24 protein-coding genes and 1 pseudogene are annotated in these 24074 nt (G+C 28.4%); 11 read left to right on the forward strand and 14 right to left on the reverse strand.

Annotation, left to right across the window (positions count from 1 at the left end):
* Position 1: 1 nt before the first annotated feature.
* The 5 genes from BSV1_RS02035 to mnmE are packed head-to-tail and all read right to left on the reverse strand — an operon-like array spanning position 2 to position 5826.
* Positions 2 to 877, reverse strand: coding sequence for a DUF58 domain-containing protein (locus BSV1_RS02035; RefSeq protein ID WP_002656651.1), 876 nt, complete (start codon positions 875 to 877; stop codon positions 2 to 4).
* A 14-nt stretch (positions 878 to 891) separates the two neighbouring features.
* Positions 892 to 1884 carry an AAA family ATPase gene (locus tag BSV1_RS02040; protein WP_008882432.1) on the reverse strand — a complete coding sequence of 331 codons (993 nt, stop codon included), beginning with the start codon at positions 1882 to 1884 and terminating at the stop codon, positions 892 to 894.
* 56 nt (positions 1885 to 1940) lie between these two features.
* Positions 1941 to 2567, reverse strand: coding sequence for a 16S rRNA (guanine(527)-N(7))-methyltransferase RsmG (gene rsmG / locus BSV1_RS02045; RefSeq protein ID WP_008882424.1), 627 nt, complete (start codon positions 2565 to 2567; stop codon positions 1941 to 1943).
* The gene (gene mnmG / locus BSV1_RS02050) at positions 2564 to 4429 is read right to left on the reverse strand and encodes a tRNA uridine-5-carboxymethylaminomethyl(34) synthesis enzyme MnmG (protein ID WP_008882536.1); all 1866 of its coding nucleotides are present in this window, start codon (positions 4427 to 4429) and stop codon (positions 2564 to 2566) included. The genes rsmG and mnmG overlap by 4 nt, the downstream gene beginning before the upstream one ends.
* Positions 4430 to 4431: 2 nt before the next feature.
* Positions 4432 to 5826 carry a tRNA uridine-5-carboxymethylaminomethyl(34) synthesis GTPase MnmE gene (gene mnmE, locus BSV1_RS02055; protein WP_008882467.1) on the reverse strand — a complete coding sequence of 465 codons (1395 nt, stop codon included), beginning with the start codon at positions 5824 to 5826 and terminating at the stop codon, positions 4432 to 4434.
* An 83-nt stretch (positions 5827 to 5909) separates the two neighbouring features.
* Here mnmE and BSV1_RS02060 point away from each other — a divergent pair, with 83 nt between their 5' ends.
* Genes BSV1_RS02060 through csrA form a run of 5 tightly spaced genes read left to right on the forward strand, consistent with a single transcriptional unit; the run spans position 5910 to position 10218 of the window.
* Positions 5910 to 6404, forward strand: a complete 495-nt coding sequence (locus tag BSV1_RS02060; protein ID WP_008882659.1) for a hypothetical protein — start codon at positions 5910 to 5912, stop codon at positions 6402 to 6404.
* Positions 6405 to 6415: 11 nt separating this feature from the next.
* The gene (gene flgK, locus BSV1_RS02065; RefSeq protein ID WP_008882629.1) at positions 6416 to 8299 is read left to right on the forward strand and encodes a flagellar hook-associated protein FlgK; all 1884 of its coding nucleotides are present in this window, start codon (positions 6416 to 6418) and stop codon (positions 8297 to 8299) included.
* Between the two features lie 2 nt (positions 8300 to 8301).
* Positions 8302 to 9576, forward strand: coding sequence for a flagellar hook-associated protein 3 (locus BSV1_RS02070; RefSeq protein WP_008882849.1), 1275 nt, complete (start codon positions 8302 to 8304; stop codon positions 9574 to 9576).
* A 1-nt stretch (position 9577) separates the two neighbouring features.
* Positions 9578 to 9970, forward strand: a complete 393-nt coding sequence (gene fliW, locus BSV1_RS02075) for a flagellar assembly protein FliW (RefSeq protein ID WP_002556781.1) — start codon at positions 9578 to 9580, stop codon at positions 9968 to 9970.
* 2 nt (positions 9971 to 9972) lie between these two features.
* Positions 9973 to 10218 carry a carbon storage regulator CsrA gene (gene csrA, locus BSV1_RS02080; protein WP_008882526.1) on the forward strand — a complete coding sequence of 82 codons (246 nt, stop codon included), beginning with the start codon at positions 9973 to 9975 and terminating at the stop codon, positions 10216 to 10218.
* Here the strand turns inward: csrA and tsaB are convergent.
* The 6 genes and pseudogenes from tsaB to infC all read right to left on the reverse strand — a co-directional run bounded on the left by tsaB (position 10202) and on the right by infC (position 12881).
* Positions 10202 to 10853 (reverse strand): annotated as a pseudogene (gene tsaB, locus BSV1_RS02085) (tRNA (adenosine(37)-N6)-threonylcarbamoyltransferase complex dimerization subunit type 1 TsaB). The gene csrA and the pseudogene tsaB overlap by 17 nt on opposite strands.
* Complete coding sequence (gene tsaE, locus BSV1_RS02090) at positions 10846 to 11259, reverse strand: tRNA (adenosine(37)-N6)-threonylcarbamoyltransferase complex ATPase subunit type 1 TsaE (protein ID WP_002556784.1); 414 nt, start codon at positions 11257 to 11259, stop codon at positions 10846 to 10848. Before tsaE ends, tsaB begins: the two are co-directional and overlap by 8 nt.
* Positions 11256 to 11516: a hypothetical protein gene (locus BSV1_RS02095; protein ID WP_002556785.1), complete on the reverse strand. Its 261-nt coding sequence runs from the start codon at positions 11514 to 11516 to the stop codon at positions 11256 to 11258. Before BSV1_RS02095 ends, tsaE begins: the two co-directional genes overlap by 4 nt.
* A 213-nt stretch (positions 11517 to 11729) precedes the next feature.
* Entirely contained in the window at positions 11730 to 12077 is a 348-nt protein-coding gene (gene rplT / locus BSV1_RS02100; protein ID WP_008882497.1) for a 50S ribosomal protein L20, read from the reverse strand.
* Between the two features lie 20 nt (positions 12078 to 12097).
* Positions 12098 to 12298 (reverse strand): 50S ribosomal protein L35, encoded by a 201-nt coding sequence (gene rpmI, locus BSV1_RS02105; RefSeq protein WP_008882757.1) that lies wholly within the window; start codon positions 12296 to 12298, stop codon positions 12098 to 12100.
* 22 nt (positions 12299 to 12320) lie between these two features.
* A complete protein-coding gene (gene infC / locus BSV1_RS02110; RefSeq protein WP_002556788.1) occupies positions 12321 to 12881 on the reverse strand; it encodes a translation initiation factor IF-3 in 561 nt (186 codons plus the stop codon).
* A 204-nt stretch (positions 12882 to 13085) separates the two neighbouring features.
* Here infC and BSV1_RS02115 point away from each other — a divergent pair, with 204 nt between their 5' ends.
* Together BSV1_RS02115 and BSV1_RS02120 are read left to right on the forward strand one after the other, a co-directional pair.
* Positions 13086 to 13739, forward strand: a complete 654-nt coding sequence (locus BSV1_RS02115; protein ID WP_039949496.1) for a hypothetical protein — start codon at positions 13086 to 13088, stop codon at positions 13737 to 13739.
* 1 nt (position 13740) lies between these two features.
* On the forward strand, positions 13741 to 14481 hold the full coding sequence (locus BSV1_RS02120) for a hypothetical protein (protein ID WP_008882693.1): 741 nt from the start codon (positions 13741 to 13743) through the stop codon (positions 14479 to 14481).
* Positions 14482 to 14539: 58 nt separating this feature from the next.
* Here the strand turns inward: BSV1_RS02120 and BSV1_RS02125 are convergent, their stop codons facing one another.
* On the reverse strand, positions 14540 to 15349 hold the full coding sequence (locus BSV1_RS02125; protein ID WP_008882628.1) for a TatD family hydrolase: 810 nt from the start codon (positions 15347 to 15349) through the stop codon (positions 14540 to 14542).
* Entirely contained in the window at positions 15346 to 16485 is a 1140-nt protein-coding gene (locus tag BSV1_RS02130) for a tetratricopeptide repeat protein (RefSeq protein WP_008882736.1), read from the reverse strand. The genes BSV1_RS02125 and BSV1_RS02130 overlap by 4 nt, the downstream gene beginning before the upstream one ends.
* A 337-nt stretch (positions 16486 to 16822) precedes the next feature.
* Here BSV1_RS02130 and prfA point away from each other — a divergent pair, with 337 nt between their 5' ends.
* Genes prfA through BSV1_RS02150 form a run of 4 tightly spaced genes read left to right on the forward strand, consistent with a single transcriptional unit; the run spans position 16823 to position 22973 of the window.
* Positions 16823 to 17896 carry a peptide chain release factor 1 gene (gene prfA / locus BSV1_RS02135; protein WP_008882725.1) on the forward strand — a complete coding sequence of 358 codons (1074 nt, stop codon included), beginning with the start codon at positions 16823 to 16825 and terminating at the stop codon, positions 17894 to 17896.
* Positions 17897 to 17898: 2 nt separating this feature from the next.
* The gene (gene prmC, locus BSV1_RS02140) at positions 17899 to 18759 is read left to right on the forward strand and encodes a peptide chain release factor N(5)-glutamine methyltransferase (protein WP_008882386.1); all 861 of its coding nucleotides are present in this window, start codon (positions 17899 to 17901) and stop codon (positions 18757 to 18759) included.
* A complete protein-coding gene (gene spoT / locus BSV1_RS02145) occupies positions 18716 to 20719 on the forward strand; it encodes a guanosine-3',5'-bis(diphosphate) 3'-pyrophosphohydrolase (RefSeq protein WP_008882332.1) in 2004 nt (667 codons plus the stop codon). The genes prmC and spoT overlap by 44 nt, the downstream gene beginning before the upstream one ends.
* On the forward strand, positions 20709 to 22973 hold the full coding sequence (locus BSV1_RS02150; RefSeq protein WP_008882534.1) for a hypothetical protein: 2265 nt from the start codon (positions 20709 to 20711) through the stop codon (positions 22971 to 22973). The genes spoT and BSV1_RS02150 overlap by 11 nt, the downstream gene beginning before the upstream one ends.
* Before the next feature lie 14 nt (positions 22974 to 22987).
* Here BSV1_RS02150 and BSV1_RS02155 read toward each other — a convergent pair whose 3' ends face one another.
* Positions 22988 to 24073, reverse strand: coding sequence for a D-alanine--D-alanine ligase (locus BSV1_RS02155; protein ID WP_008882695.1), 1086 nt, complete (start codon positions 24071 to 24073; stop codon positions 22988 to 22990).
* Position 24074 lies beyond the last annotated feature (1 nt).

Raw genomic sequence — 24074 nt, forward strand, 5'->3', positions numbered from 1 at the left:
TCTATTGTCCCTTTTTAAGAAGAATTTTAAGTTTTTTAAAAACATCTTCTTTAGTATCAATCTCAATAAAACTAATATTTTTTTTAATACATTCTTTTTTCCATTTTATTTTATCAAGCGTCCAATAGTTTTTATAACCACTTAATGTTGACTTGCTAAACCCTGAAACTAAAAAATTTTCTCCAGTTTCAATATCTTCACAAATCAAAGTTCCAATTTTAGGAAAATTTTCATCAAAAAAATCTGAAATTCTTATAGCAATAACATTGTGTCTCTTGCTCAAAACATTTAAAGATTTAAAATAAGCATTCGCCTTAAAATCAGAAATAATTATAACTAAAGATCTTTTTTTATAATATTCTGCCGTATTTTTAAAAATATAGGCCAAGCTGCTACCCGGCTTAAGATTTCTATTAATTGTTTCACTTAATATTAATCCTAAGTGTGAATGACCTTTGCTAGAGGGTATAAACTTGTCTGTTCCACTTGAAAAAAAAGTAACACCTATTTTATCATTATTAAAAAATGCCATATGTGCAAAAATCGAAACCAACAAATCCTGAACATCCTTTTTATTTACCTTGTCTCCCAAGCTCATGGAAAGTGAATTATCAACAAGAAGATGAAGATTCATTCCCCTATCCTCTTTGAAAACCTTTGAAAAAATGCTGTCGGCCTTTGAACTCACATTCCAATCAATAAATCTAGCATCATCAGAATCCTCATACGGTCTAAATTCATGAAATTCAAGGCCAAGACCTTTAAAAATTGAACGATAACCACCAAAATTAAGCTCTGAAAGCATTTTCCTTGAAAAGAATTTTAAAGCTTTTATCCTAGTTTTAGTACTACTACTTATCTCATTATCTTGTATCATTTCAAAATTATTTCCTAAGGAAGCGCTACAGCAGAAAGAAGCATTCCAATAATATCATCAATGCTCATTTCCTCTACCTCTGCCTCATAAGATGGTGTAATTCTATGCCTTAATACGCTGTAAGCAACAGCTTTAACATCTTCTGGTAAAACAAATATTCGCCCCTCATAAAGAGCATTAACACGGGCACACTTTAATAAACTAAGAGAAGCTCTAGGAGATGCTCCAAATTCAATATATTTGGCAAACGGATAAGTTTTTTTATCTCTCTCACGAGATGCTGAGATTAAAGTAACAATATAAAGCATTATCTTGTCATCAACTTTTACTCTACCAACCGTTCTCTTAATATCAGCCAAAGAATAAGCATTCATCACCTTTGCAACTTTAATATTCTCAAGACGCCCATCTACTGAAAATATTTTCAAAAGCCTTACTTCATCTTGCACTGATGGATAATGAACATTAACTTTTAATAAAAATCTATCAAGTTGGGATTCTGGCAAATTATAAGTCCCCTCTTGCTCTATTGGATTTTGAGTGGCAAGAACAAAAAATGGATCTGGAAGTCTATGAGTTTCGTCTCCAAGAGTTACTTGTCTTTCTCCCATAGCTTCAAGAAGAGCAGACTGAACTTTTGCAGGAGCCCTGTTGATTTCATCTGCTAAAATAACATTTGAAAATACTGGGCCTTTTCTAACCTTAAAAGTGCCTGTAGCACTTTTATAAACCATATTACCAGTAAGGTCAGATGGCAAAAGATCTGGGGTAAACTGTATGCGCTTAAATTCAAGATCAAGAACATCAGATACAGTTTGAATTGCAAGAGTCTTGGCAAGACCTGGAACCCCTTCAAGTAAAACATGCCCATCTGTTAAAAGACCCATTAAAATAGCATCTATCATTTCTTTTTGACCAAGAACTCTGGTTGCAACCTCTCTTCTAAATTTATTTATCAAATGTAATGCATTCTCTACTTCTGAATCTATCTGAAAACCACTCTTCATAATACTCCTAGTCAAAATCACTCTAAAATATAAATTGAACTTAAACGATAATAATATTATCTGTAAAGCAAAACCAAATTTCTATCTACTCTTAATTTTGAATTTAAAGGCTTTACTTCTATTTTACTAAATAAATTTTTAATTTGATTGACTTCAAGGTTAATTCTATCAAATTTACCCTTATATGCCATAATCAATCCCCCAACCTTTAAAAGATTTTTTAAAATTAATGCATATTCATTCATACTTCTAAAAGCTCGAATTGTAATAAATTCATACTTCTTTTTTTCTTTTTCAATCTCATATTCTAAAATTTTTACATTTTCTAAATCAAGTTCTAATTTTATCATTTTTAAAAAAGTAGACTTTTTTTTACTTCTCTCTAAAAGATAATATTTTCTAGAAGTGTCAAAAATAGCCAAAATAATGCCCGGAAATCCAGCACCACTTCCAACGTCAAGAACTTCAGAAGGATTAATCTCTTTAACAGTAGACAATCCTAAAAGAGAATCTATAACGTGCAAATTAAGAATAGAATTAAAATTGCTATTACTATTTGAAATTAAATTAAATCTAGTATTTAAAAGTAAAATTCTCTTTATATATAAATTTACCTTCTGAAGATCTTTGTAAGCAAACTGAAAATTATGTTCTGACAAAGCAAATTCAATATCACTTATCATAAAGAAAAATTTATAACTACCTTATTTTTAGGATTTGAAAAATATATTAACAAAACAGTAATATCTGTACTTCTTATTCCAGGAATTCGACTTGCTTGAGCAAGAGTAGCTGGTTGAATCTTGGAAAATTTCTCTCTAGCTTCTCTTGAAAGGCCTTCAACAATCTCATAATTAAAATCAAATGGTAGCTTGACAAGCTCTAGATTATCAAGCCTTTTAATTAAATCCTTTTGTCTATTAATATAGCCCTCATATTTAACATCTAATTCAACTTGCTCTAAAATTACTTTTGAATCACCTAAACTTGGATCAATCTTTATAAGATTATCTAAACTAATAGAAGGATCTTTTAAAATATGGTAAAAATCTTTACTAACATGTTTTTTTAATTGTTCATCAACAACATCTTTTAAACTAAGGCGCCTTTGCTTTAAAAGCTCCTTTATCTCTTCAACCCTACTCTCTTTAAAAAGATATCTTGAATATCTCTTCTCATCAACAAGCCCAAGATCATATCCAATCTTAATCAAGCGCTTATCACTAGTATCATGCCTTAAATTAAGTCTGTGCTCAGCTCTAGAGGTAAACATTCTGTAGGGCTCTTTAGTACCTTTGGTAACAAGATCGTCAATAAGAACTCCAATATAAGAGCTAGTTCTTGTTAAAATCATTGGCTTTTTATTTTGAAGTCTAAGAGCAGCATTAATTCCAGCCATTAACCCTTGAGCTGCTGCTTCTTCATATCCTGAAGAGCCATTAGTCTGCCCCGCTATAAAAAGTCCTTTGACTCTTTTACTCTCAAGATTTGGGTAAAGTTCAATTGGATTTATATAATCATACTCAACAGCATAACCGGGCCTTGTAATAACAGCATGCTCAAGGCCTTCAATGCTGTTAATCAATTTTTGCTGAATATTTTCAGGCAAAGAAGAGCTAAGACCATTAAGATACATTTCTTCAGTATTAAACCCTTCAGGCTCAATAAAAATTTGATGCCTATCTTTATCTTTAAATTTTACTATTTTATCCTCAATAGAAGGGCAATATCTTGGACCATTACCCACAATCTCACCAGAATAAAGAGGTGATAGGTGCATATTCTCGCTAATTATTTCGTGAGTTTTTTTATTAGTATAGGTTACATAACATGAAAGTTGAGATTTATCTAACTTACCATTTGAAAAAGAGAAAGGAATAATGTCTGAATCTCCAAATTGAACCTCCGTCTTTGAAAAATCAACACTTTTCTTATGAATTCTTGCTGGAGTGCCCGTTTTAAGCCTACCCATTTCAAATCCAAGACCAAGTAAAGTTTTATCAAGCCCATAAGCAGAAAATTCAGCAAGCCTGCCCATATCAGCTCTATACTCGCCAATAAATATTTTACCTCGAAGAAACGTCCCTGTTGTAAGTACCACAACGCTTGATCTAAACTTATTGCCTCTCTCTGTAACAACACCTTCAATTTCATTTCTCATAGAATTAAGAAGAAAATCAACAACTGTATCCTGAAAAAGATCAAGATTGTCTTGACGCTCTAAAGTTTCTTTAGCCTTGGTTTGGTACATTAATTTATCAGCTTGAGCACGTGGAGCTTGAACTGCCGGGCCACGACTTTTGTTTAAAACTCTAAACTGAATCATGCTAAAGTCAATAATACGACCCATTTCACCACCAAGAGCATCAATTTCTCTAACCATATTACCCTTAGCAAGCCCACCAATAGCAGGATTACAAGAAAGCTTACCTATTGTATCTAAATTTTGAGTAATCATTAAAGTTTTAAAATTCAGCCTTGAAAGAGCAAGAGCAGCTTCAATCCCTGCATGCCCCCCTCCAATAACAATTGCGTCAAAATCCATATTTATTTCCCCAAACAAAAATTCTTAAACATATTGTCAAGAACATCTTCACTACTAACTTCTCCTGTTATTTCCCCTAAACAGTTGATAATCTCATAAGCATCAAATGCTAACATATCATAACTTACTTGGCGATCAATTTTGCTAAGTAAATTTAAAATCAAAGCATAAGCTTTCTCTAAAAGTTGCATCTGACGACTTGATGATATTATTATATCATCAAGTCCAATCTCGACTCTCTCATAAGAGATTAAAGCCCTTATTTTGTCATAAAGGATATCTATTCCTTCTAAATTTTTAGTACTAATCATTATTAAATTTGAAGAATTTAAAACCTTTGAGCGAACAAATTCTTCAGTGGACTTATTTATCTTTAAATCTATCTTATTTAAAACAAACAATATTTTACTATTAGATTTATTTGAATCAATAAATAAGAAATCATCTTTTGTTAAATTTGAACTAACATCAATCACATAAATTACTAAAGATGCTTCCTTTATTAAAGAATTACTTTTCTCAATTCCCAATCTCTCAACAAAATTGTCAGCATCTCTGAGTCCTGCTGTATCAAAAAGATTAAATAAAATACCATCAAGCTCAAAACTTGCTTCAATATAATCTCTTGTAGTACCTGGATATGAAGAGACAATTGATCTATCTTTTTTGAGAAACAAATTAAATAACGAAGACTTTCCAGCATTAACAGAACCTGCTAAAACCAAAGCAACACCATGATCAATTTTTTCATAAACCTTATAAGAATTAATTAATTTTTTAAGTTCAGCTTTGCTACTTAAAATTAAGTCAAAAGGAATGCTAATCTCATGATCATCAACTTCATAATCAAGATAAACACTAACAGCTGATAGAAAATTTAAAATACTTTTTTTTATTGCATCTATTTTAACAAACAAAGCTCCAGAAAGTTTATTAACTGCAAGAGAATAAGTTTTATTGGTTTTGGCAAAAATAATCTCATGAATTGCCTCTGCCTTTGTAAGATCAATTTTCTTAGCAAGAAATGCGCGCAAAGTAAATTCACCAGGTTCAGCCATCCTAAACCCACTTTTTAAAAACAAATCTATAATCTTTTTAATTCCAATCACAGAACCATGCGCCATAACTTCAATAGCATCTTGTCCTGTAAAGCTTTTTGGTGCTCTATATAAACAAACAACAACTTCATCTACCTTGCAATCATTCTCATTATCTAATATATAACCGTAATGAATCGTATTCCCAGATGCTGAATTGAGAGCTGAATGATTTGAAAAGATTTTAGAAAATTTAGATATAGAAGAAGCACCACTGCTACGAATTACACATAAAGCACTACTTAAAAAAGGTGTTGCAAGAGCTACAATATCATCATTTCTCTCAAAAAACTTACTCATACTTTAATGTATTATAACACAATAAAAAAGACAAAATTGATTTGTAAATATGTTTATAATAGCTTATAATTAATTTCATAAAAATGAAAACAAAACTTGAAGCTGAACTAAAAGAAGTCTTAAAAAAAGAACTTCTCTTGGTAGAAGAAATATATAATTCATACTTAAAAATAAAAGAATATATCGACAATAAAAATGAAATAGGACTTAAAGAGGTTGCAAACAAAACAAAAATATTGCTTGAAAGTTTTAAAGAAATTGAAAGCAAAAGAGATGAAATTTGGAAAAAATTTACCAAAAATGAAAACTTTAAGTCAACTTACGAAGCTGTAGAAAAATTGACTACAATTTACAAACAAGAAATATACGACTATCTACACAAATTGAAAATTGGTATACTGAATATTAAAAATTTAAATTACATAATACAAAACTATGTAAACACCTCCCTTGGCATGTTATCAATAATATTTCAAGATATCCAAGAAAGCGTAGAGAATGTAACTTACAAAAACCCTTACGGGCCAAAAATTGGACGCTCAAACGAAGCTTCCGTTTTAATAAATAAAAAACTTTAAAGGAGTTTAGAATGGATTCAACATTTTCAGGAATAGAAATTGGCAAAAGAAGTTTATTTGCACATAAAGATGCTATGAATACAGTTGGACACAATTTATCCAATGCTACAAAGCCTGGATATTCAAGGCAAAGAGTAACAATGAAAACCGCAATTCCTCTTTATGCTCCACAATTAAACAGAGCCAAAAAACAAGGACAATTGGGCCAGGGGATTGTGGTTCAATCTATAGACAGAGTAAAAGATGAACTGCTTAACACAAGAATCATTGAAGAATCGCACCGATTAGGATACTGGACTTCACAAGACAAGTTTATATCAATATTAGAAGATGTTTATAACGAACCTGAGGATCAATCAATACGGAAAAGATTAAATGATTTTTGGGAAAGTTGGCACGATCTAGCAAATCAACCACAAGGTTTAGCAGAAAGAAAAATAATTCTAGAAAGAGGCAAATCTTTTTGTGAAGGAATAAGAAATAGATTCCATTCGCTTGAAAGAATTTACATAATGGCAAACGATGAAATAAAAATTACAACAGATGAGGCAAACAATTACATTAGGAACATTGCAAATCTTAATAAACAAATTTCAAAATCTCAAGCAATGAAAGACAATCCAAATGACTTAATGGATGCAAGAGACTTAATGGTTGAAAAATTAGGCAATATAATAAGTGTATCAATTGAAAACAAACAAGATCCCAATGAATTTTTAATCCACGCAGAAGGAAGACATCTTGTACAAGGCTCAATTGCAAATGAATTCAAACTAGAAGCTACAAACGGGCCCACCAGAACTAGATGGAACATTTTATGGGCAAATAATGATAAAGCTTACCTTAAAACGGGAAAGCTAGGATCTTTGCTTAACATAAGAGATGAAGAGATTAAAAACGAAATCAATGAACTAAATAATATAGCTGCCAACATTATAGAAATTGTCAATGAAATGCATGAAGCAGGACATGGAATGGATAAAAAAAATGGAAGAAGTTTTTTTTCTCAAGAACTAAAACTAACTGATGATCGAGGTAGATATGATACTAACGGAAATGGCCAGTTTGATTCCGTTCATATTTTCAAAATTAACAGCACAAACGAAATATTTCCAGAAGAAAAATTGGGATTTTACGGAACTCTTAAATTTGAAGCTACAAATAGTAATGAAATTATAGAAATACCTTACAATGCTCCAGATACAGTTCAAGATGTAATAAATAGAATAAATAATTCCAACGCACAAGTTACAGCAAGAATTAACTCAGAAGGCAAGCTTGAAATCAAAGCAGTTAAAGAACAAGAAAATGAGAACATAGCATTTAGAATCAAACATATGGAAGATTCTGGATTATTTCTAACAAAATATACAGGAATATTAAATGCATCTGGACCTGAGGGAGCTTATGATTATAAAAATATTGACACAACAGAAAAATTGGCGCCTAAATCGACTTATTCAATCTCTCCTCTAAAAAATCCTGCGGCATGGATAAAAGTTGCAGACATAATAGACTCAGATCCTTCAAAAATAGCATCAGGAATTAAAAATCCAACAAATGAAATATCTATTGGAGATAACCAAGCAGCACTGAGAATCTCCTCTTTTGGAAATTCTCAGATTATGATTGGCAAAAATTTAACATTAAATGATTACTTTGCAAATACAGCATCAAATATAGCAATAAAAGGACAAATTTCAGAAATCACAAAAGAAAGCCAATCTCAAATATTAAAAGATTTAACAGATCTAAGAATGTCTATTTCTGGAGTAAACAAAGATGAAGAACTTGCAAACATGATCGAATTTCAACAAGCATTTATTGCAGCAAGTAAATTTATCACTGTTTCTGTTGAACTAATAGACACAGTAATAAATAAAATGGGAGTATAAGCATGATAAATAGGGTAAGTCATCCATTAACATATGAAAATTTCAAAACCTCTTCAGCAGAGCAAGAGTCTAAAATTACAAAACTTTTAGAAAACTTATACAAAGGCGGCAAAAGAATTGTAAAACTAAGAAACGATCCAACGGGCGTTACTCACGCAATAAGACTAGATAACGATATATTTAAGCTTAATGTATACATAAAAAATATTGGCACTTCTAAAAGCAACCTGAAATATACGGAAGGATATTTACAATCTCTTACAAATATTTTAACACGAGCTAAAGAAATTGCAATTCAAGGAGCAAGCGGAACTTATGAATCAGATGACAAAAAAATGATATCAAAAGAAGTAAATGCCTTGCTTGAAGATGTAGTTGCAATAGCAAACGCTAAAGGGCCTGATGGATACAGCATATTCTCGGGGACTAAAATTGATAGCGAGGCGTTTAAGGTAACTAGAGAGAATAAAATAAGCAAAACAAGCAAAGACGGTGCAGGCCCCCAAATAATCAAAGTAGAATACAATGGCAATCAAGCTGAAAAAAAAACAGAAGTATACAATGATATTCATATGTCAAATAATTATCCTGGAAATGTAGTATTTTTCTTACAAAACCAAAATATTATCTCATCAATAAATACTAATGGATTTGCCGTAAAAGAAAATACAAAAATTTATATTGACAATATTGAGATAGGACTAACAGCAGGAGATACTGCTCTTGACATTGTTGCAAAAATCAATGAATCTTCAGCGCCTGTTGAAGCAAGCATTGATCCTGTTTTAAACTCATTGTCTATTAAAACCACAACTCCACACCAAATTTGGATAACAGAAGAAAAAGAATCAAATGTTTTACAAACACTTGGAATACTTACCAAAAACAATGATACCAAATTACCTCCTTACAACCTTTCTAGCAGCACAGAAGTTAGAAGTAGATCTATTTTCGATGCGCTTATTGAGCTTAGAGACACACTTTACAATAACAAAGAAGAGCTTGTTGGAAGTAGAAGCCTGGCAGAAATTGACGAAAGCTTAAAAAGATTACTTATATCCGTTGCAGATCTTGGAGCAAAAGAAAATAGACTTGATAGAAGCTATGAAAGAATAAGCAAAGAAGCTGCAGATATGAAAGAAGATATGGTTCAATATACAGATCTTGATGTAACAAAAGCAATAACTAATTTAAATATGGCAAGCTTAGCTTATCAACTGTCTATAGGAATATCTGCTAAAATAATGCAAACGACTTTATTAGATTTTATAAAATAGAATGATAGATGAAAAAAGTATAGAATTTGATTTTCCCGAGGGAATACTTGGATTTGAAAACATTAAAAAATTCATAATAAAAGACTCTAAGTATAAGCCTTTTTCTATTATGCAATCCATCAATAAAGACGTAAGTTTTTTGGTGACATCTCCTTTCAATTTTTTAAGCGAATACTTACCAAATATCCAGGAAAAAGATTGGTCAGACATTAAAGCAAAAGAAGAAGATGAAAAAGTTATACTATGCATAATCAATATGCATGTCAATGATTATAAAGACATTACAGCTAACCTAAAGGCACCAATCATAATAAACAAAAAAAAATTACTTGGAAAACAAGCTATATGCACAAATGAAAAATACTCACTACACCATAAAGTTTTCAAGGAATAAAGATGCTAGTATTGTCAAGAAAAGTAAATGAAAGCATTAAAATAAATTCTGATATTGAGGTTTTAATATTAGAAATAAAAAAGGATGCTGTTAAAATAGCAATTAAAGCCCCTGAAAACATTAAAATATTTAGATCTGAAATTTATGAATTTATTATAGAAGAAAATAAAAAATCACTACTAAAAGACAAACACAATATAAGCAAAATTAAAAGCCTTTTTAATCATTATTTCAAGAATGAAAATTAATCTCTGCATCACTTTGTCTTATGTAAAGAGGTCCTGACAAAATATCATCACCTTTGCGATTTTTTAAGCATTTAGCTACCCCAAGTTCTGTTAAAATTTTTCCAAACGAACTTAAATTTTCAATGATTTTAAATTTATAATTGAACTCTTTGCAAACATCTTCAAGATTGTTCCCAATAAGCACTGAATTTGGATCAATCTGATTCAAATATTCAAGCAAATCTTCCTTAGAAAAACTCAAAATCTTCCCTATCAATTTGCAATTTTTATAATTCCCAAGAAAATATTTACCTGCAGTAAAAGTTAATACAATTACACTAGGGTTATTTTTAACTAAATTCGCAAAAACATCTAATGTGGAAATATTGACAAAGGGAATAGAAAGACCTAAAGCAAGACCTTGACAAACTTAAACTAATTCTAATACCAGTAAAAGAACCAGGACCACAAGAATTTATAATTAATTCAATTTGATTAAGATCAATATTATTTTTAATTACAAAATCATTGAAAATTTTTGGAACACTAAAATTTAAATTTGATTTAAGTTCAACCAATGAAAAATTATTATTATTAATTCTACAATAAACTATTAATGCTTTATATGAATATTCAAATGCAAGTGTATTAACCATTAAGTTCTACAACCCTGCCTGAACCGACTATTTTAAAAGTTAAAGAAAATAATCTATCTTTTGGAACAATACTCAAAGCAATTTGTGGCCATTCAATAGCAATAATTGAGTCAAGATCCATAAGTATTTCCAATCCCCCAACAAGCTCAAATTCTTCCAAAGAAGACACCCGATATAAATCAATATGATAAAATTTAAAATTTACAAAATCATAAACATTAACAATATTATAAGTTGGACTTGTAAAATAAGAAATTCCAAGGTTAAGGGCAAGTCCCTTCAAAAAACTAGTTTTTCCAGATCCCATATCACCACTTAAAACAAATATTTTGCCAATTGGCAAAGGATAAAAAAAAGATTTGGAAAAATTTATCATTTTTTTTTCTGACTTAAATTCTAAAATCAAGGAAGCTTACCTTTAAACTCCAAATCGATTACACGCCTTTTAATTGCAACCATTAGTTTTAAAACAGGATAATTTAAAAGATCTATAAAATCAATAGTGACATGCTTTTCTCCTAAGGGTGTAGCTTCAATTACAAACTTGACTTTTTTGATTTCTAAGATGTCATTATACTTATAAATAACATCAGCAAAATATACATTTCTATAGTATATAAAACTCTCTTGCTTTTCAATATTATTAAGAGAAATAAGCTGCACAATAATAATCCTTAAAATAAATTAAACTCCCAAAAAGCCAACATAAGAACATTTTTATTTAGCGCTATTTTTCAAGGCGGAATTTTTATTCTTAACCTCTGAATTGCTTTTGGCTATCATCGACTAAAAATATTCAAATTCCTAAATTTTATGAGATGTCGCAAAAAAATAACTCTAATTCTTAAAATTAAACCTCCCAGGAGCTTTGATTTTTCATCTTCTTATTTCTAAAACAATTTTTTTAAAAGCTTCAACATCCTCAATTGCCAAATTAGACAAAATTTTTCTATTAATTTTTATATTAGATTTCAATAAACCCTCAATAAATCTTGAATAAGTAATCCCCGTATCACTTAAAGCAGCCGAAATTCTTGAAATCCACAAGCGCCTAAAATCTCTTTTTCTAACCTTTCTATCTCTTGTGGCATACATCATGCCTTTTCTCAAGGTATCCTTAGCTTTTTTATAATTGCTCTTTTTTGTACCCCAAAATCCTTTTGTTTTTTTTAAAATTCGCTTACGCCTTGCAACGTGAACTGTGCCGTTTTTAGCCCTAGCCATATCTATCTCCTAAAATTATTTTAACCATAAGGTAATAAAGTTTTAATTCTTTTAACTTCAAAACAAGAAAGATTGCCCGATTTCCTTAAATTTCTCTTGCGCTTAGAAGATTTTTTTGTCAAAATATGCCTTAAATTTTGTTTTTTATGCTTAACTTTACCGTTTACAGTAAAAGAATACCTTTTTTTTGCACTTTTGCGTGTTTTCATTTTATTTGCCATTTCTTCCCCTTTAATTTAATATTTATTTTTTAAACTTAGGCGCTACAATCAAAAACATTGTTTTGCCTTCCATTTTAGCTGCAGATTCCAAAACATAATTCACATCCCCTACTTTTTCAAGAATGCTATTTAAGATACCATATCCTAAATATGTGTGAGCAAGTTCACGCCCTCTAAATCTTATTGTAACTTTAACCTTATTGCCATCTTTTAAAAAACCTAAAATGTTTTTTGATTTAAAATCAAGGTCATGAGCATCTATCTTGGGCTGCATTCTGACTTCCTTAAGCTTAATTACTTTTTGATTTTTCTTTTGCTCTTTTTGACGCTTTTCTTGATGGAATTTATATTTTCCATAATCAATAATCTTGCAAACCGGAGGAGATACATTAGGAGAAACCTCAACCAAATCAAGTCCAGCTTCTTTTGCTTTTTTAATAGCATCTTCAATTGATAAAACCTCTTGTGTTCCATTTTCAAAAATAACTCTTACTTCGCGAGCCTTAATTCTGTAATTAATTTTTAATTCCTTGTCATTTGATCTGGACCTATCCCTATCTCTATTGGCATTTCTATTTATCATCTAAAAAATATATACTCCTAAATCAATTAATAATTAATATTAATACTTAATTTTATTATACATTCACTAAAAAGTAAATTCTAGAAATAATGTTTACAAAAAGTAATAAAATCAATAACATTGATAAAACAAATATCCAAATCACACAAGTTTTTAGTCAATCAATTGATTTAAAAAACGTTTAAAAGTAGAATTGTACTTACAATGAGTTTATTTTTATTAACAAGTCTACCACTAATATTAAAAATTTATATAAATATTCGGCTAAAACAAGGTCAAACAAAAAATACCCAAGCCCATGTTTTAGCAATATTTCTTGCAATAACAATGTTTTCTTTTCTTTATTTAACTCAAGAATTTATTCTATACAGATCATTTGAATTAGATTACACATCAAGAATAAGCCTGGGGATTTCAATATTTATTAAAGAACATTTATACTACTATATATTCCCACTATTAATATTTATATTTTTCTTTACTCTAAATGAAAATTCTTTATTTAAAAAAAATTTAACAATTCTTATATATTTCACATTTGGACTAATATTTTCTAAAAACTTAGAAATAATAATTCTAAATAGCAAAATTTTTGGAATTTATGAATATATAGAATTACCAATACTTAATGCAATAGAGCTAATCTTTTCGGCCATAATTTTTGAAAAGAAAATTAAAAAATGCCAAAAATACTCGGCAAAAGAATACAAAATCATTCTTTCTCCTATTCTATTTTTAGGATTATTTATTGCAACTTTAAAAACATTAATTCTAACCAACATGAGCATCTATGCGCTAATAATACTTGGCTTGGCTTTAATATCTATGGCTATTAATAATAAATATACTGAGAAATAAAATGTCTGGCCCCAAAAAACTTGCTATAATAGCGCTCTTAGTAATTTCAATACAAGGATGCAAAGAAACTTCTATTATTGAAAAACAATTTAATTATGCAATAATTTTTTCAGATGCAACTGAATATTTTTTTGAAATTCAAAAAACTCCATTCATAAAAAACGAAATACTATTTATAAATGATAAAAATTTAGAAATTATAAAAGACAAGCTTAAAACAACTAAAAAAATACTATTAACTCATAAATCAAATAATGAAATTCTAAATAACGAAATTCTAAAGGAGAAAATTTTTTATCTATCAAAAATAAAATTTTCTCTAAAAAAATCTATTGATTTCCTGCTTAACGAAAAATCAATAGATTTGCAAAAAACATTACTATTTAGAGACAAATCTCTAAATAACGAAGACCTTGAATACTTGGAAAAAAAGGGCAAAGAAAAAAATGTTAATATTACTCTAATAAACGAAAAAAACATATCCTATATTCAAACATTCATTACTTCTCAAATAAAAACAATAATATTATTCTCTTTAAGGGATAATAATATTATTTTAAAAAAGATACTAAATTCGCCTTTTTTTAAAAATATAAAATTTGTATTAATTGGCAATACAAGAAAAGACTTAAAAATTATTAAGCTAAAATATATAATCACCCTTAAAGAGCCTGATTTGATAAAAATAGCAAAAGATGTTGAAAAAGATTTTCAATATGAATTTAACATTTATAAACAATAAAAATGATTAAATTTGAAACTAATAATAAACCATATAAATAAATAATTATAAATAAAATTTAATACAGCAATAAAAGATCTTTAAAGCTATTGTATACTGCAACAGCAACATCATTAACAGAGCAATTTTTAATCCTTGCAATCTCAAGACATACATATCCTAAAAACAAAGGTGAATTAATTTTGCCTCTCAATGGCACTGGAGCTAAAAAAGGGCTATCCGTTTCTATTAAAAGATCATTGATATTTAATTTGCCAACAAGAATTCTTAAAGATTGTGCATTTTTAAAAGTTATATTGCCCGAAAAAGAAACTTTAAATCCCAAATCAATAAATTTTTTAGCATGCTCATAAGTTCCTGAATAACAATGCAATATACCCCTATTTAAAAAATTTAAAGACCTTACAATATTATAGACATCATCATAGGCATCTCTTATATGTAAAATAACTGGCTTTTTATATTTATCAGCCAAGTACAATTGCTCTTCAAGAGCTTTAATTTGAAATTTCTTGTTATCTGCTTTAAAATAATCAAGACCCATTTCCCCAACGGCAACAACATTTTCACTAATCAAAATTTTTTCAAGCTGTTTAATATCATCTTTAAAATGATCACTTAAATTTAAAGGATGAATACCTGCTGTTAAAAACACATTAGAATAAGGGCTTAAAAGATCTTTTCTATCATTAAAATCACTAGGATGCAATCCAACATCAAGAAAATAAGAAAAGCCGTTTTTAAAACATTCATTAATAATGTAATTGACATCCAAAGATCTTTTCTTTAATTCATAAAAATGAACATGAGTATCTATTAATTTGTCAAAAAAAATAGATTTTTCAGTTTCAAGTAAAGAATCCATCATTCCATTTTTTTCCTAAGAGCCGCAAGGTAGTCAATAACAACAATATTTTTCATACCAAGCTGTAAAAAGCTTGATAAAATATCAACAGCATTTCCAATCTGCCCTAATGCTTCATAACATTCAGCAGCATTAACATACAATGTTGAATTTTTAGGATTGTTTTTAATTAAACTTTTAATAGCTATTAATGCTTCTTCATATTTACCTTGTTCCTTCTGAATAAGAGCAAGTCCAAGTATGGCAAACATATCAAAATCAACATCAAGAGCCTTTTTATAATAAATTTGAGAATTTTCATAATCATTTAAATAGCGATAAGCATCTCCTACTCTTGTAAGAACCAAATTATTTTTTGGATCTTTTTCGATAATATCAAGCCAATATTTTAAAGCCTCTTTGTACTCCTTATTGCCTCTATAACAATCAGCAAGTCCAAAAACAGCATAAAAATTGCTAGGTGAAATTTCTAAAGCTTTTTTAAAAAAATAAATTCCTCTGGTAAATTCCCTTAGCTTGCGATAACAATTACCAATTGAAGTTAATACTCTAACATCAACTTTAGATTGATTTAATTCATACATTTTAAGCCAATACTTTAAAGCCTCTTTATATTCTTTAAAGTCATAATACAAATGGCCAATACCTACAAGAGCATAATCATTATCAGGCATTAATTCCATTACCTTAAGATAAGTTTGCTTAGATTTTTGAAAATTATTTAGCTTCCTGTAAGATGCCGCAACTCTTGTTAAAACCGTTATATTCTCGGGATCATATTTTAAATATTCTTCCCATATGTCTGTGGCTTTTTTATAATTATCTAAATTTCTGTAACAATCTCCAAGTCCAAAAAGAGCATAATTATTGCTTGGATGCTTTACAAGACATTTTTGATAATAAACTATTGCTTTATCGTAATTATTCTTCTTCCTTTCAATGTCTCCAAGCCCAACAAGAGCATAATTATTCTCATTATCCTTTTCAAGGATATCAGAAAATAAACTTTCTGCTTCAGAAAGTCTTTCTTCTTTGATCAACTGATACCCTCTTTTTGATTTCTCAGTGACATCAAGAAGTTGATCATCAGAAATGCTCGAGAGATCTCCTAAAGAATCCAAAATTTTTTCATTTAACATAAATACCCCTTTTAAATCGGTTTATCAAAGATATAACTTCAACTACCTCAAACACACCGCAAATAATAATACGCAAAGCTCAATTTATTTATAAATATAACAAAACCTAATTTAACTTTAATATCCAACTTAATAACATTTATTATATAAAAAAACATGAAAAAATATAATTGATTTTTTTTAATCACGCTTATTCTATTTATTTAATAAAAGCAGTTTTAAAAAAGAATGTTAAAATAAAACATAAAAATGGGCATCCATACAAAACTTATTAAAAAGTCTAACAAAAAAATCTAAAATTAATATAAACTATTACTATCTTTCAGGAGAAACCATAATGCTTTTAGAAAAATTAAATTCAGCAACAAGCAAGATTAAGTTGATAGAAGAAAAATTGCAAGACATAAATCTAATTAAAGATCAAAAAAAATATTCAAAAATAGTAAAAGAATATACATATTTAGAAAAAATAAATACTAAAAAAATTGAATACGAAAAAATACTAAGTCAAATCAATGATACCAAAACCATCTTAGAAAAAGAAGATCAACAAGAAATGAAAGAACTAATAAAACAAGAATTAATTGATCTGGACAAAAAAAAAGAAGATCTTGAACATCAAATAAAAATACTACTTTTGCCTCAAGATGAAAATGATAGCAAAAATATAATAATTGAAATTAGAGCTGGAACAGGTGGAGAAGAAGCTGCTCTTTTTGCAAACAATCTTTATAGTATGTATATAAAATATTCGGAGAAAAAAAAATGGAAAACAGAAATTATAAACTTCAATGAAACAGAACTTGGGGGATTTAAAGAAATAATCTTTGAAATTAAAGGAAAAGATGTATTTAAAAAATTAAAATATGAAAGCGGTGTTCATAGGGTGCAAAGAATCCCTATAACAGAGTCTAACGGAAGGCTTCAAACTTCGGCTGCTACTGTAGCAGTGCTACCTAATATTGAAGAAACTGAAATTGATATCAATGAAAAAGATTTAAGAATTGATGTTTACAGGTCATCTGGAGCTGGTGGACAACACGTCAATACAACTGATTCTGCAGTCAGAATAACGCACCTACCAACAGGAATTGTTGTACAGTGCCAAAACGAAAGAAGCCAACATAAAAACAAAGATCAAGCAATGAAAATATTAAGAGCAAGGCTTTATGAATTTGAAGATTCCAAAAAACAAGAGCAAAGATCAAGCAATAGAAAACAACAGGTCGGCTCAGGAGATAGATCTGAAAGAATTAGAACCTATAATTTTCCTCAAAATAGAATAACAGATCATAGAGCAAACATCACTCTTTATAAATTAGAAGAATTTATACAAGGAGAACTTGATCCACTTCTTGATCCTTTGATGATAGCACTTCAAGAACAAGAATTAAAAAGCAACAGTATATAGCAATGAATATAAACGAAGTTATAAATTATGCTAAAAGTAAAAATTTAGATACAATAGAAGCGCTACTAATACTTGAATTAATTTTAAAAACCAGAAAAGAATTGCTAATTGCAAATATAAAAAAAAGCTTAACAAAAAAAGAAAAAAAACTTTTTTTTGATCAAATAGATAAAATAGAAAAAGGAACTCCTATTCACTACATACTTCAAAAGAAAGAATTTATGGGGATTGAATTTAGCCTAAACAAGCATGTATTAATTCCAAGATTTGATACAGAATGTTTAGCAGAAGAAGCCTTAATTCAAATCCAACAAAATGGTTTTAAAAAAATATTAGACTTATGCTGCGGTAGTGGATGCATAGGGCTTTCGATTGCCTATTACATTAGAAAAAAAGTAATACTCTCAGATATTTCAACAAAAGCTTTACAAATAGTTGAAAAAAATACAAAAAAGCTCAAACTTGAAAAATTTGTAGAAATAATTCACTCTAATTTGCTAAAATGTATAAAGGGAAAGCTTGATATAATTATTACAAATCCTCCTTATTTAAATAAAGAAGAATTAGAAATAAAAAATAAAATAAAAAAAGAACCCACAAAAGCTCTTTTGGGATTTGGAAAAGATGGGCTTAATATTTCTAGAAAAATATTAAGCCAAGCAAAAGAAAAGCTTAACCCAAATGGACTAATAATAATAGAATCGGCTCCTTGGCAAATAAAAAGCTTGAAAGATTTTGCAATCAAAAAAGGATTTTCACATTTAAAAACAATTTACGATCTTGAAAAGAGAGCAAGGGCGCTGATATTGGGACAAAGAGATGATACAAGCATACGAGATTGCACATTTAATAAAGATAAATGATCTTGAAAAAGCTAGAAATATTTTTAAAAAAACTGTTGAGAATACTTACAAAGATGAATTTGAACGAAAAAGCATATTCAAAGCTCTAGAAATAGCAGAACAGCTCCACTATGGCCAATATAGAGAAAGTGGGGAGCCTTACATTATTCACCCAATAATGGTTTCATTATTTCTTGCCAAATTTCAACTAGACTTTAAAGCAACTATTGCTGGACTACTGCATGACGTACTTGAAGATACAAATGTTGAAAAAGAAGAAATAGTAAAAGAATTTGACGAGGAAATTTTAAGCCTAATCGACGGTGTAACTAAAATTCATGATTTACATAATAAAACAAGAAGTATAAAAGAGGCTAATACTATCTCAAAAATGTTTTTTGCAATGACACATGATATTAGAATAATAATAATAAAACTGGCAGATAAACTTCATAATATGACAACTCTCTCTTATTTGCCCAAAAACAGACAAGACAGGATTGCAAAAGATTGCCTTTCAACTTACGTTCCAATAGCAGAACGCCTTGGGATCTCATCTCTTAAAACATATCTTGAGGATCTTTCATTTAAGCATCTTTATCCTAAAGATTATAAAGAAATAAAAAATTTTTTATCTGAAACAAAAATAGAAAGAGAAAAAAAATTATACAAAGGCAAATTATCAATAGAAAAAGAACTTCAAAAAAGCGGAATTGAAGCAGAAATTACAGTAAGATCAAAACACTTTTATTCAATATTTAGAAAAATGCAAGCAAGAACAAACAAACTTACTCAAATTTTTGATACTCTAGGAATAAGAATAATTTGCAAAAAACAAAAAGAATGTTATGAGATATTAGAAATTGTTCACCGGGTGTGGAAACCAATCCCGGGAAGACTTAAAGACTATATTGCAAGCCCAAAAGAAAATAAATATCAATCACTACACACTACCGTAAGAATACCTGAGGATAACCAGCTTATTGAAATACAAATTCGAACAGAAGAAATGGATAGAATTGCTAATTATGGGGTTGCAGCCCACTGGATATATAAAGAACAAATTGAACTTAAAGCTGATGATCTTTCATTTATAAACCGAATAAAAAAATGGCAACAAGAATCGGCCAACAAAAGTCAATATTCAATGAATGACATACACAAAGAGTTGTTAAATACATTCATATATGTTTACACCCCAGAAGGAGAAGTAGTAGAACTTCCTTTTGGATCAAATTCAATTGATTTTGCATACATAATTCACACAGATATTGGAGATCAAGCTCTTTATGCAAAAATAAATGGAAAAATAAGCTCAATCACAAAACCGCTTAAAAACGAACAAATTGTTGAAATATTCACATCAAAAGACTCAAAACCGGATGTGATATGGCTAAACAGCGTAAGAACAAAAAAGGCCCGATCAAAAATTAGATCATGGCTTAACAAAAATGACAACACAATTTTTGTAGACAACAATATTATTGCTTATCTTGTTGGAGCAAACAAAGAGCAAAGAAAGCTTTTTAGCTTATTCAAATCTTATACCAAAACCAAAATAAAAAGAATTGCAATAGACCCTGAATGTAGTCCAACAACAGGTGAAGATATTATTGGAATAATACATAAAGACGAAATAATAGTGCACAATGAAAATTGTCAAAAGCTTAAATCCTATAAAAAAACCCAATTGATTGAAGTTGAGTGGGAAGCAACACCAACTAGAAAAGTGCATCACATTATTTTACTTTTAAAAGAGCTTAAAGGAATATTTAGCTATCTTGAAAACATTTTCACACTCAATGACGTAAGACTTATTAGCGAAAAAATAGAAGACTGCGGAAATGGTCATGGAATAACAAATATAATAGTCTCATCAAATGCTAAAAATATAACAAAAATTATTTCTGCTTTAAAAGAAAACCCAAATATCTTACAAATAATGCAAATAGAAGAAGACATTAAAAATTATGACAATTAATATATTGTTATTATTGTTATTGCTTGGTTCAACAGGCCCTACCATTGTGCCAAATAAAATGGAAAAAAATGCATTCAATTCAAGCAATAAAATTGCAAGCTTAGAAACTGAAAAGAACATAAAAACGCACATTAGAAAAATTCATCAACTAAATGAAAGACAAGAAAAAATAATAAACACTTTTAATTATATAAAAAAATATTTTAATACAAATGAAGTTAAATATATGGAATACTCTTTACAAGAAATTGGATTTATTGGGTATTCACAAAAAATAATACATTCTAAAATAAAAGGGAAAAACGCAAATACTTATAATATAATTGCTCCAATTAAAATACAAAATAATTTAAAAAATAATTTAGCAATTGGAATTGCAATTGAGCTTTTAAATAAACTTAAAAATACTAATCCTGAAAACAACATAAATTTTTTTTTTGTTGAGGATGATTCTTTAGAACAAAATACAATAATTAGTAGCAGAATTTTACTTAGTAATAAGTATTTAGGGAAAAATACAAATACAATATACTTAATGTTAAACGAAAATAAAATAAAAAATAAAATTTACCTAGAAAATGAATCTTTCATAACAAATTCAAAAACAAATTTGGGATTTTTAAAAGCTATTATAAAAACCTTTGAAAAAAATAAACTTGATTTTAATACAGCAAAAATAACTGAAAAAAAATCAAACAATTTGTACAATCTATATCGTGATGAATCTATACCCCTTTTAATAATAAATAATAATTTAAACCCTATATTAACTCAAAATAAAAATACTATTTTTGAAATTTACAAATCAATCGAAGAAACATTAACTAATGAGTACAAAAGTAAAAATACCGATGAAACACACTATATTGTAATTGATACACCTTTTAAAAAAATAATAATTAATGAAATTACTTTAATAGCATTAATTTACATTTGTTATAACTTAATTATAATTGTATTTATTAGAAAATTTAAAGAAGCCGGACTAGTTATGAAAAAAGTAAAAAATAATTATTACAAATTAGTAAGATTGTTTTTTACTTTATTTTTAAGCACTTACATATCCTTATTGCTTACAAATAAAATATTTGCAGGCTATGAAAATACAACGGTTTACAGCATAACAAATCCCAAACATCTAATAACTTTTTTTGCAACTTTGCTCATACATAATCTTTTGTCTCTTTTTACATATAATTTCACAATATATTTAAATTACAGGCAACTTAAATACCTAGCAATATCAACCTCTATTATTGAACTAATAATATTAATGTTTATTAAAATAGAATTTATCTTAATAATTATCATAAAAAGCATTTTATTATTAATAAAACCAAATAAAAATACTATTATTCGAAAAATAGTGATATTAATCATTTGGATAATCAATTTTGTATTAATAACATTAATACAAAATACTACATCAATCAAAAATACACTTACACTAAGCTATATAATATCAACTTGTCTTTTCTCTACCATATTTATTAATATCTCAGAACATTTAAAATCCAAACTCCCAAAAATTAAACAAAATTTAAAAAAAGCTGAAAACTTTGGTCTTGTAACTTTTTTTTTAATAATCACAATTATAATATCTAGCAATATTGATAAAAAAGAGCATGAAATACAAATAGAACAAACGGTTAGCTTTCCAGAAAAAATAAATAAAATAAAAATTGAATATCCAAAAGATAAAAAACATCCTATCCAAATAATTTCAAACGACTTTAATCTAACTTTACAAGCAAACGAAAAAATATTAAAAACCAACATTGAAGTCGATGATGAGCTAATGAATATTGATTTTAAAAAAATAGATATAGCAGAAAGAGCTGTTTATAGCATCGATTTAGTTACTCAAAAAATTGCAAATCAAATCGAGCTGCATTTTAAAAACGCATCTAAACTAATAATTTATCAAAGCAATACTCCTTATAAAATATTGGCTAATAAAATTATCTTTACGCTTAAAAACATTAACTCTAAAAAAACAACAATTGCATTTACTCTTAAATCTCAAGATGACATAGCATATGAGGCATTTGCAAATATTCATATTAAAAAAAATCAAGTTAAAATTTACAATAAAACTAATAATACAGAAGAAAAAAATATAAAAATAAATTATTCTTACAAAATAAAATATTCAGGAATATTGCCTAAAGCAGAAAAATATAAAAATCTTGAATACTTTAAACTAAAAGATGATAAAGAGATTGAAAATCTAAAAAATTTAAAATTAAATTAATCTAATAATCTAAATTAATTTTCAAAATCAATCCTTTTTTTCCTATTAATGTAACTTTGAAAAGCATAATCGATTAAATTATCCACTAGGTCTTTAAACTGAAGACCATCATTACTACACATTTTAGCAAACATAGATATATCGGTAAATCCTGGAATAGTGTTTATTTCATTAAGATAAATAGTTCCTGATTTTTTTTCAACAAAAAAATCAACTCTTGCCATACCTCTGAGTTCTAGATTCTTATAAGCAAGAAAAGCATATTCTTTAATGCTTAACAACTGATTTGTCTCAAGATGTGCAGGAATATTAAAAATAATAGAATTTCCAGGAATAACAGAATATTTAGCATCATAATCATAAAATATAAAATCTTGAACAACAACTTCCCCAGGAGAAAATATTTTCATCTTTTCATTCCCAATAATAGAACATTCGATCTCTCTAGCCTCAATAAACTTCTCTATTACAATAGCAAGGTCATACCTTAAAGCCTCTTTAATAAAAGATTCAATCTGATTTTCACTGTAAGCCACATTTATTCCAATTGAAGACCCTAATACTGCGGGCTTAACAATAACAGGATAGCCTAAAACCTCCTTTACATTTCTTTTTATTTCTTCTTTGTCTAAAAAATAATCATGCTGTCTAAATCCAATAAAAGGAACCAAAGGGATATCAAAACTTTTAAGCAAAAGTTTGCAAAAATACTTATTACTAGAAATAGCGCTCCCTATAATACCAGCACCAACACAAGGAATGTCCATAACCTTTAAAACCCCTTGAATAGCGCCATCCTCACCGGTTCTTCCGTGAACAACGGGAAAAACAACATCAATTTCAAGATTTTTATTGTTTGAAAAAATTCCAAGACCTGGCAATAAACTAACAATAGGCAAAACATCTGTATTAATGGGCTTTGGAGGATTAGAAACAGAATCTAATAAATACCAAACACCTGTACACTTATCAATATAAACAGGATAAATATTGTATTTATTTAAATCTAAAAGGGCTAAATAAATACTATAAGCGGATTTACAAGAAATTTCATGCTCAAAAGAAACACCACCAAATATCAACATAAGATTTTTTTTCAAA

The sequence above is a fragment of the [Borrelia] finlandensis genome (assembly GCF_000181875.2).
In the GTDB taxonomy this organism is placed as follows: domain Bacteria; phylum Spirochaetota; class Spirochaetia; order Borreliales; family Borreliaceae; genus Borreliella; species Borreliella finlandensis.

Excerpts from the sequence above, each read along its gene's own strand:
- BSV1_RS02035 (WP_002656651.1), bottom strand. The coding sequence starts at position 877 with ATGATACAAGATAATGAGATAAGTAGTAGTACTAAAACTAGGATAAAA.
- BSV1_RS02040 (WP_008882432.1), bottom strand. The coding sequence starts at position 1,884 with ATGAAGAGTGGTTTTCAGATAGATTCAGAAGTAGAGAATGCATTACAT.
- rsmG (WP_008882424.1), bottom strand. The coding sequence starts at position 2,567 with ATGATAAGTGATATTGAATTTGCTTTGTCAGAACATAATTTTCAGTTT.
- mnmG (WP_008882536.1), bottom strand. The coding sequence starts at position 4,429 with ATGGATTTTGACGCAATTGTTATTGGAGGGGGGCATGCAGGGATTGAA.
- mnmE (WP_008882467.1), bottom strand. The coding sequence starts at position 5,826 with ATGAGTAAGTTTTTTGAGAGAAATGATGATATTGTAGCTCTTGCAACA.
- BSV1_RS02060 (WP_008882659.1), top strand. The coding sequence starts at position 5,910 with ATGAAAACAAAACTTGAAGCTGAACTAAAAGAAGTCTTAAAAAAAGAA.
- flgK (WP_008882629.1), top strand. The coding sequence starts at position 6,416 with ATGGATTCAACATTTTCAGGAATAGAAATTGGCAAAAGAAGTTTATTT.
- BSV1_RS02070 (WP_008882849.1), top strand. The coding sequence starts at position 8,302 with ATGATAAATAGGGTAAGTCATCCATTAACATATGAAAATTTCAAAACC.
- fliW (WP_002556781.1), top strand. The coding sequence starts at position 9,578 with ATGATAGATGAAAAAAGTATAGAATTTGATTTTCCCGAGGGAATACTT.
- csrA (WP_008882526.1), top strand. The coding sequence starts at position 9,973 with ATGCTAGTATTGTCAAGAAAAGTAAATGAAAGCATTAAAATAAATTCT.
- rplT (WP_008882497.1), bottom strand. The coding sequence starts at position 12,077 with ATGGCTAGGGCTAAAAACGGCACAGTTCACGTTGCAAGGCGTAAGCGA.
- rpmI (WP_008882757.1), bottom strand. The coding sequence starts at position 12,298 with ATGGCAAATAAAATGAAAACACGCAAAAGTGCAAAAAAAAGGTATTCT.
- infC (WP_002556788.1), bottom strand. The coding sequence starts at position 12,881 with ATGATAAATAGAAATGCCAATAGAGATAGGGATAGGTCCAGATCAAAT.
- BSV1_RS02115 (WP_039949496.1), top strand. The coding sequence starts at position 13,086 with ATGAGTTTATTTTTATTAACAAGTCTACCACTAATATTAAAAATTTAT.
- BSV1_RS02120 (WP_008882693.1), top strand. The coding sequence starts at position 13,741 with ATGTCTGGCCCCAAAAAACTTGCTATAATAGCGCTCTTAGTAATTTCA.
- BSV1_RS02125 (WP_008882628.1), bottom strand. The coding sequence starts at position 15,349 with ATGATGGATTCTTTACTTGAAACTGAAAAATCTATTTTTTTTGACAAA.
- BSV1_RS02130 (WP_008882736.1), bottom strand. The coding sequence starts at position 16,485 with ATGTTAAATGAAAAAATTTTGGATTCTTTAGGAGATCTCTCGAGCATT.
- prfA (WP_008882725.1), top strand. The coding sequence starts at position 16,823 with ATGCTTTTAGAAAAATTAAATTCAGCAACAAGCAAGATTAAGTTGATA.
- prmC (WP_008882386.1), top strand. The coding sequence starts at position 17,899 with ATGAATATAAACGAAGTTATAAATTATGCTAAAAGTAAAAATTTAGAT.
- spoT (WP_008882332.1), top strand. The coding sequence starts at position 18,716 with ATGATACAAGCATACGAGATTGCACATTTAATAAAGATAAATGATCTT.
- BSV1_RS02150 (WP_008882534.1), top strand. The coding sequence starts at position 20,709 with ATGACAATTAATATATTGTTATTATTGTTATTGCTTGGTTCAACAGGC.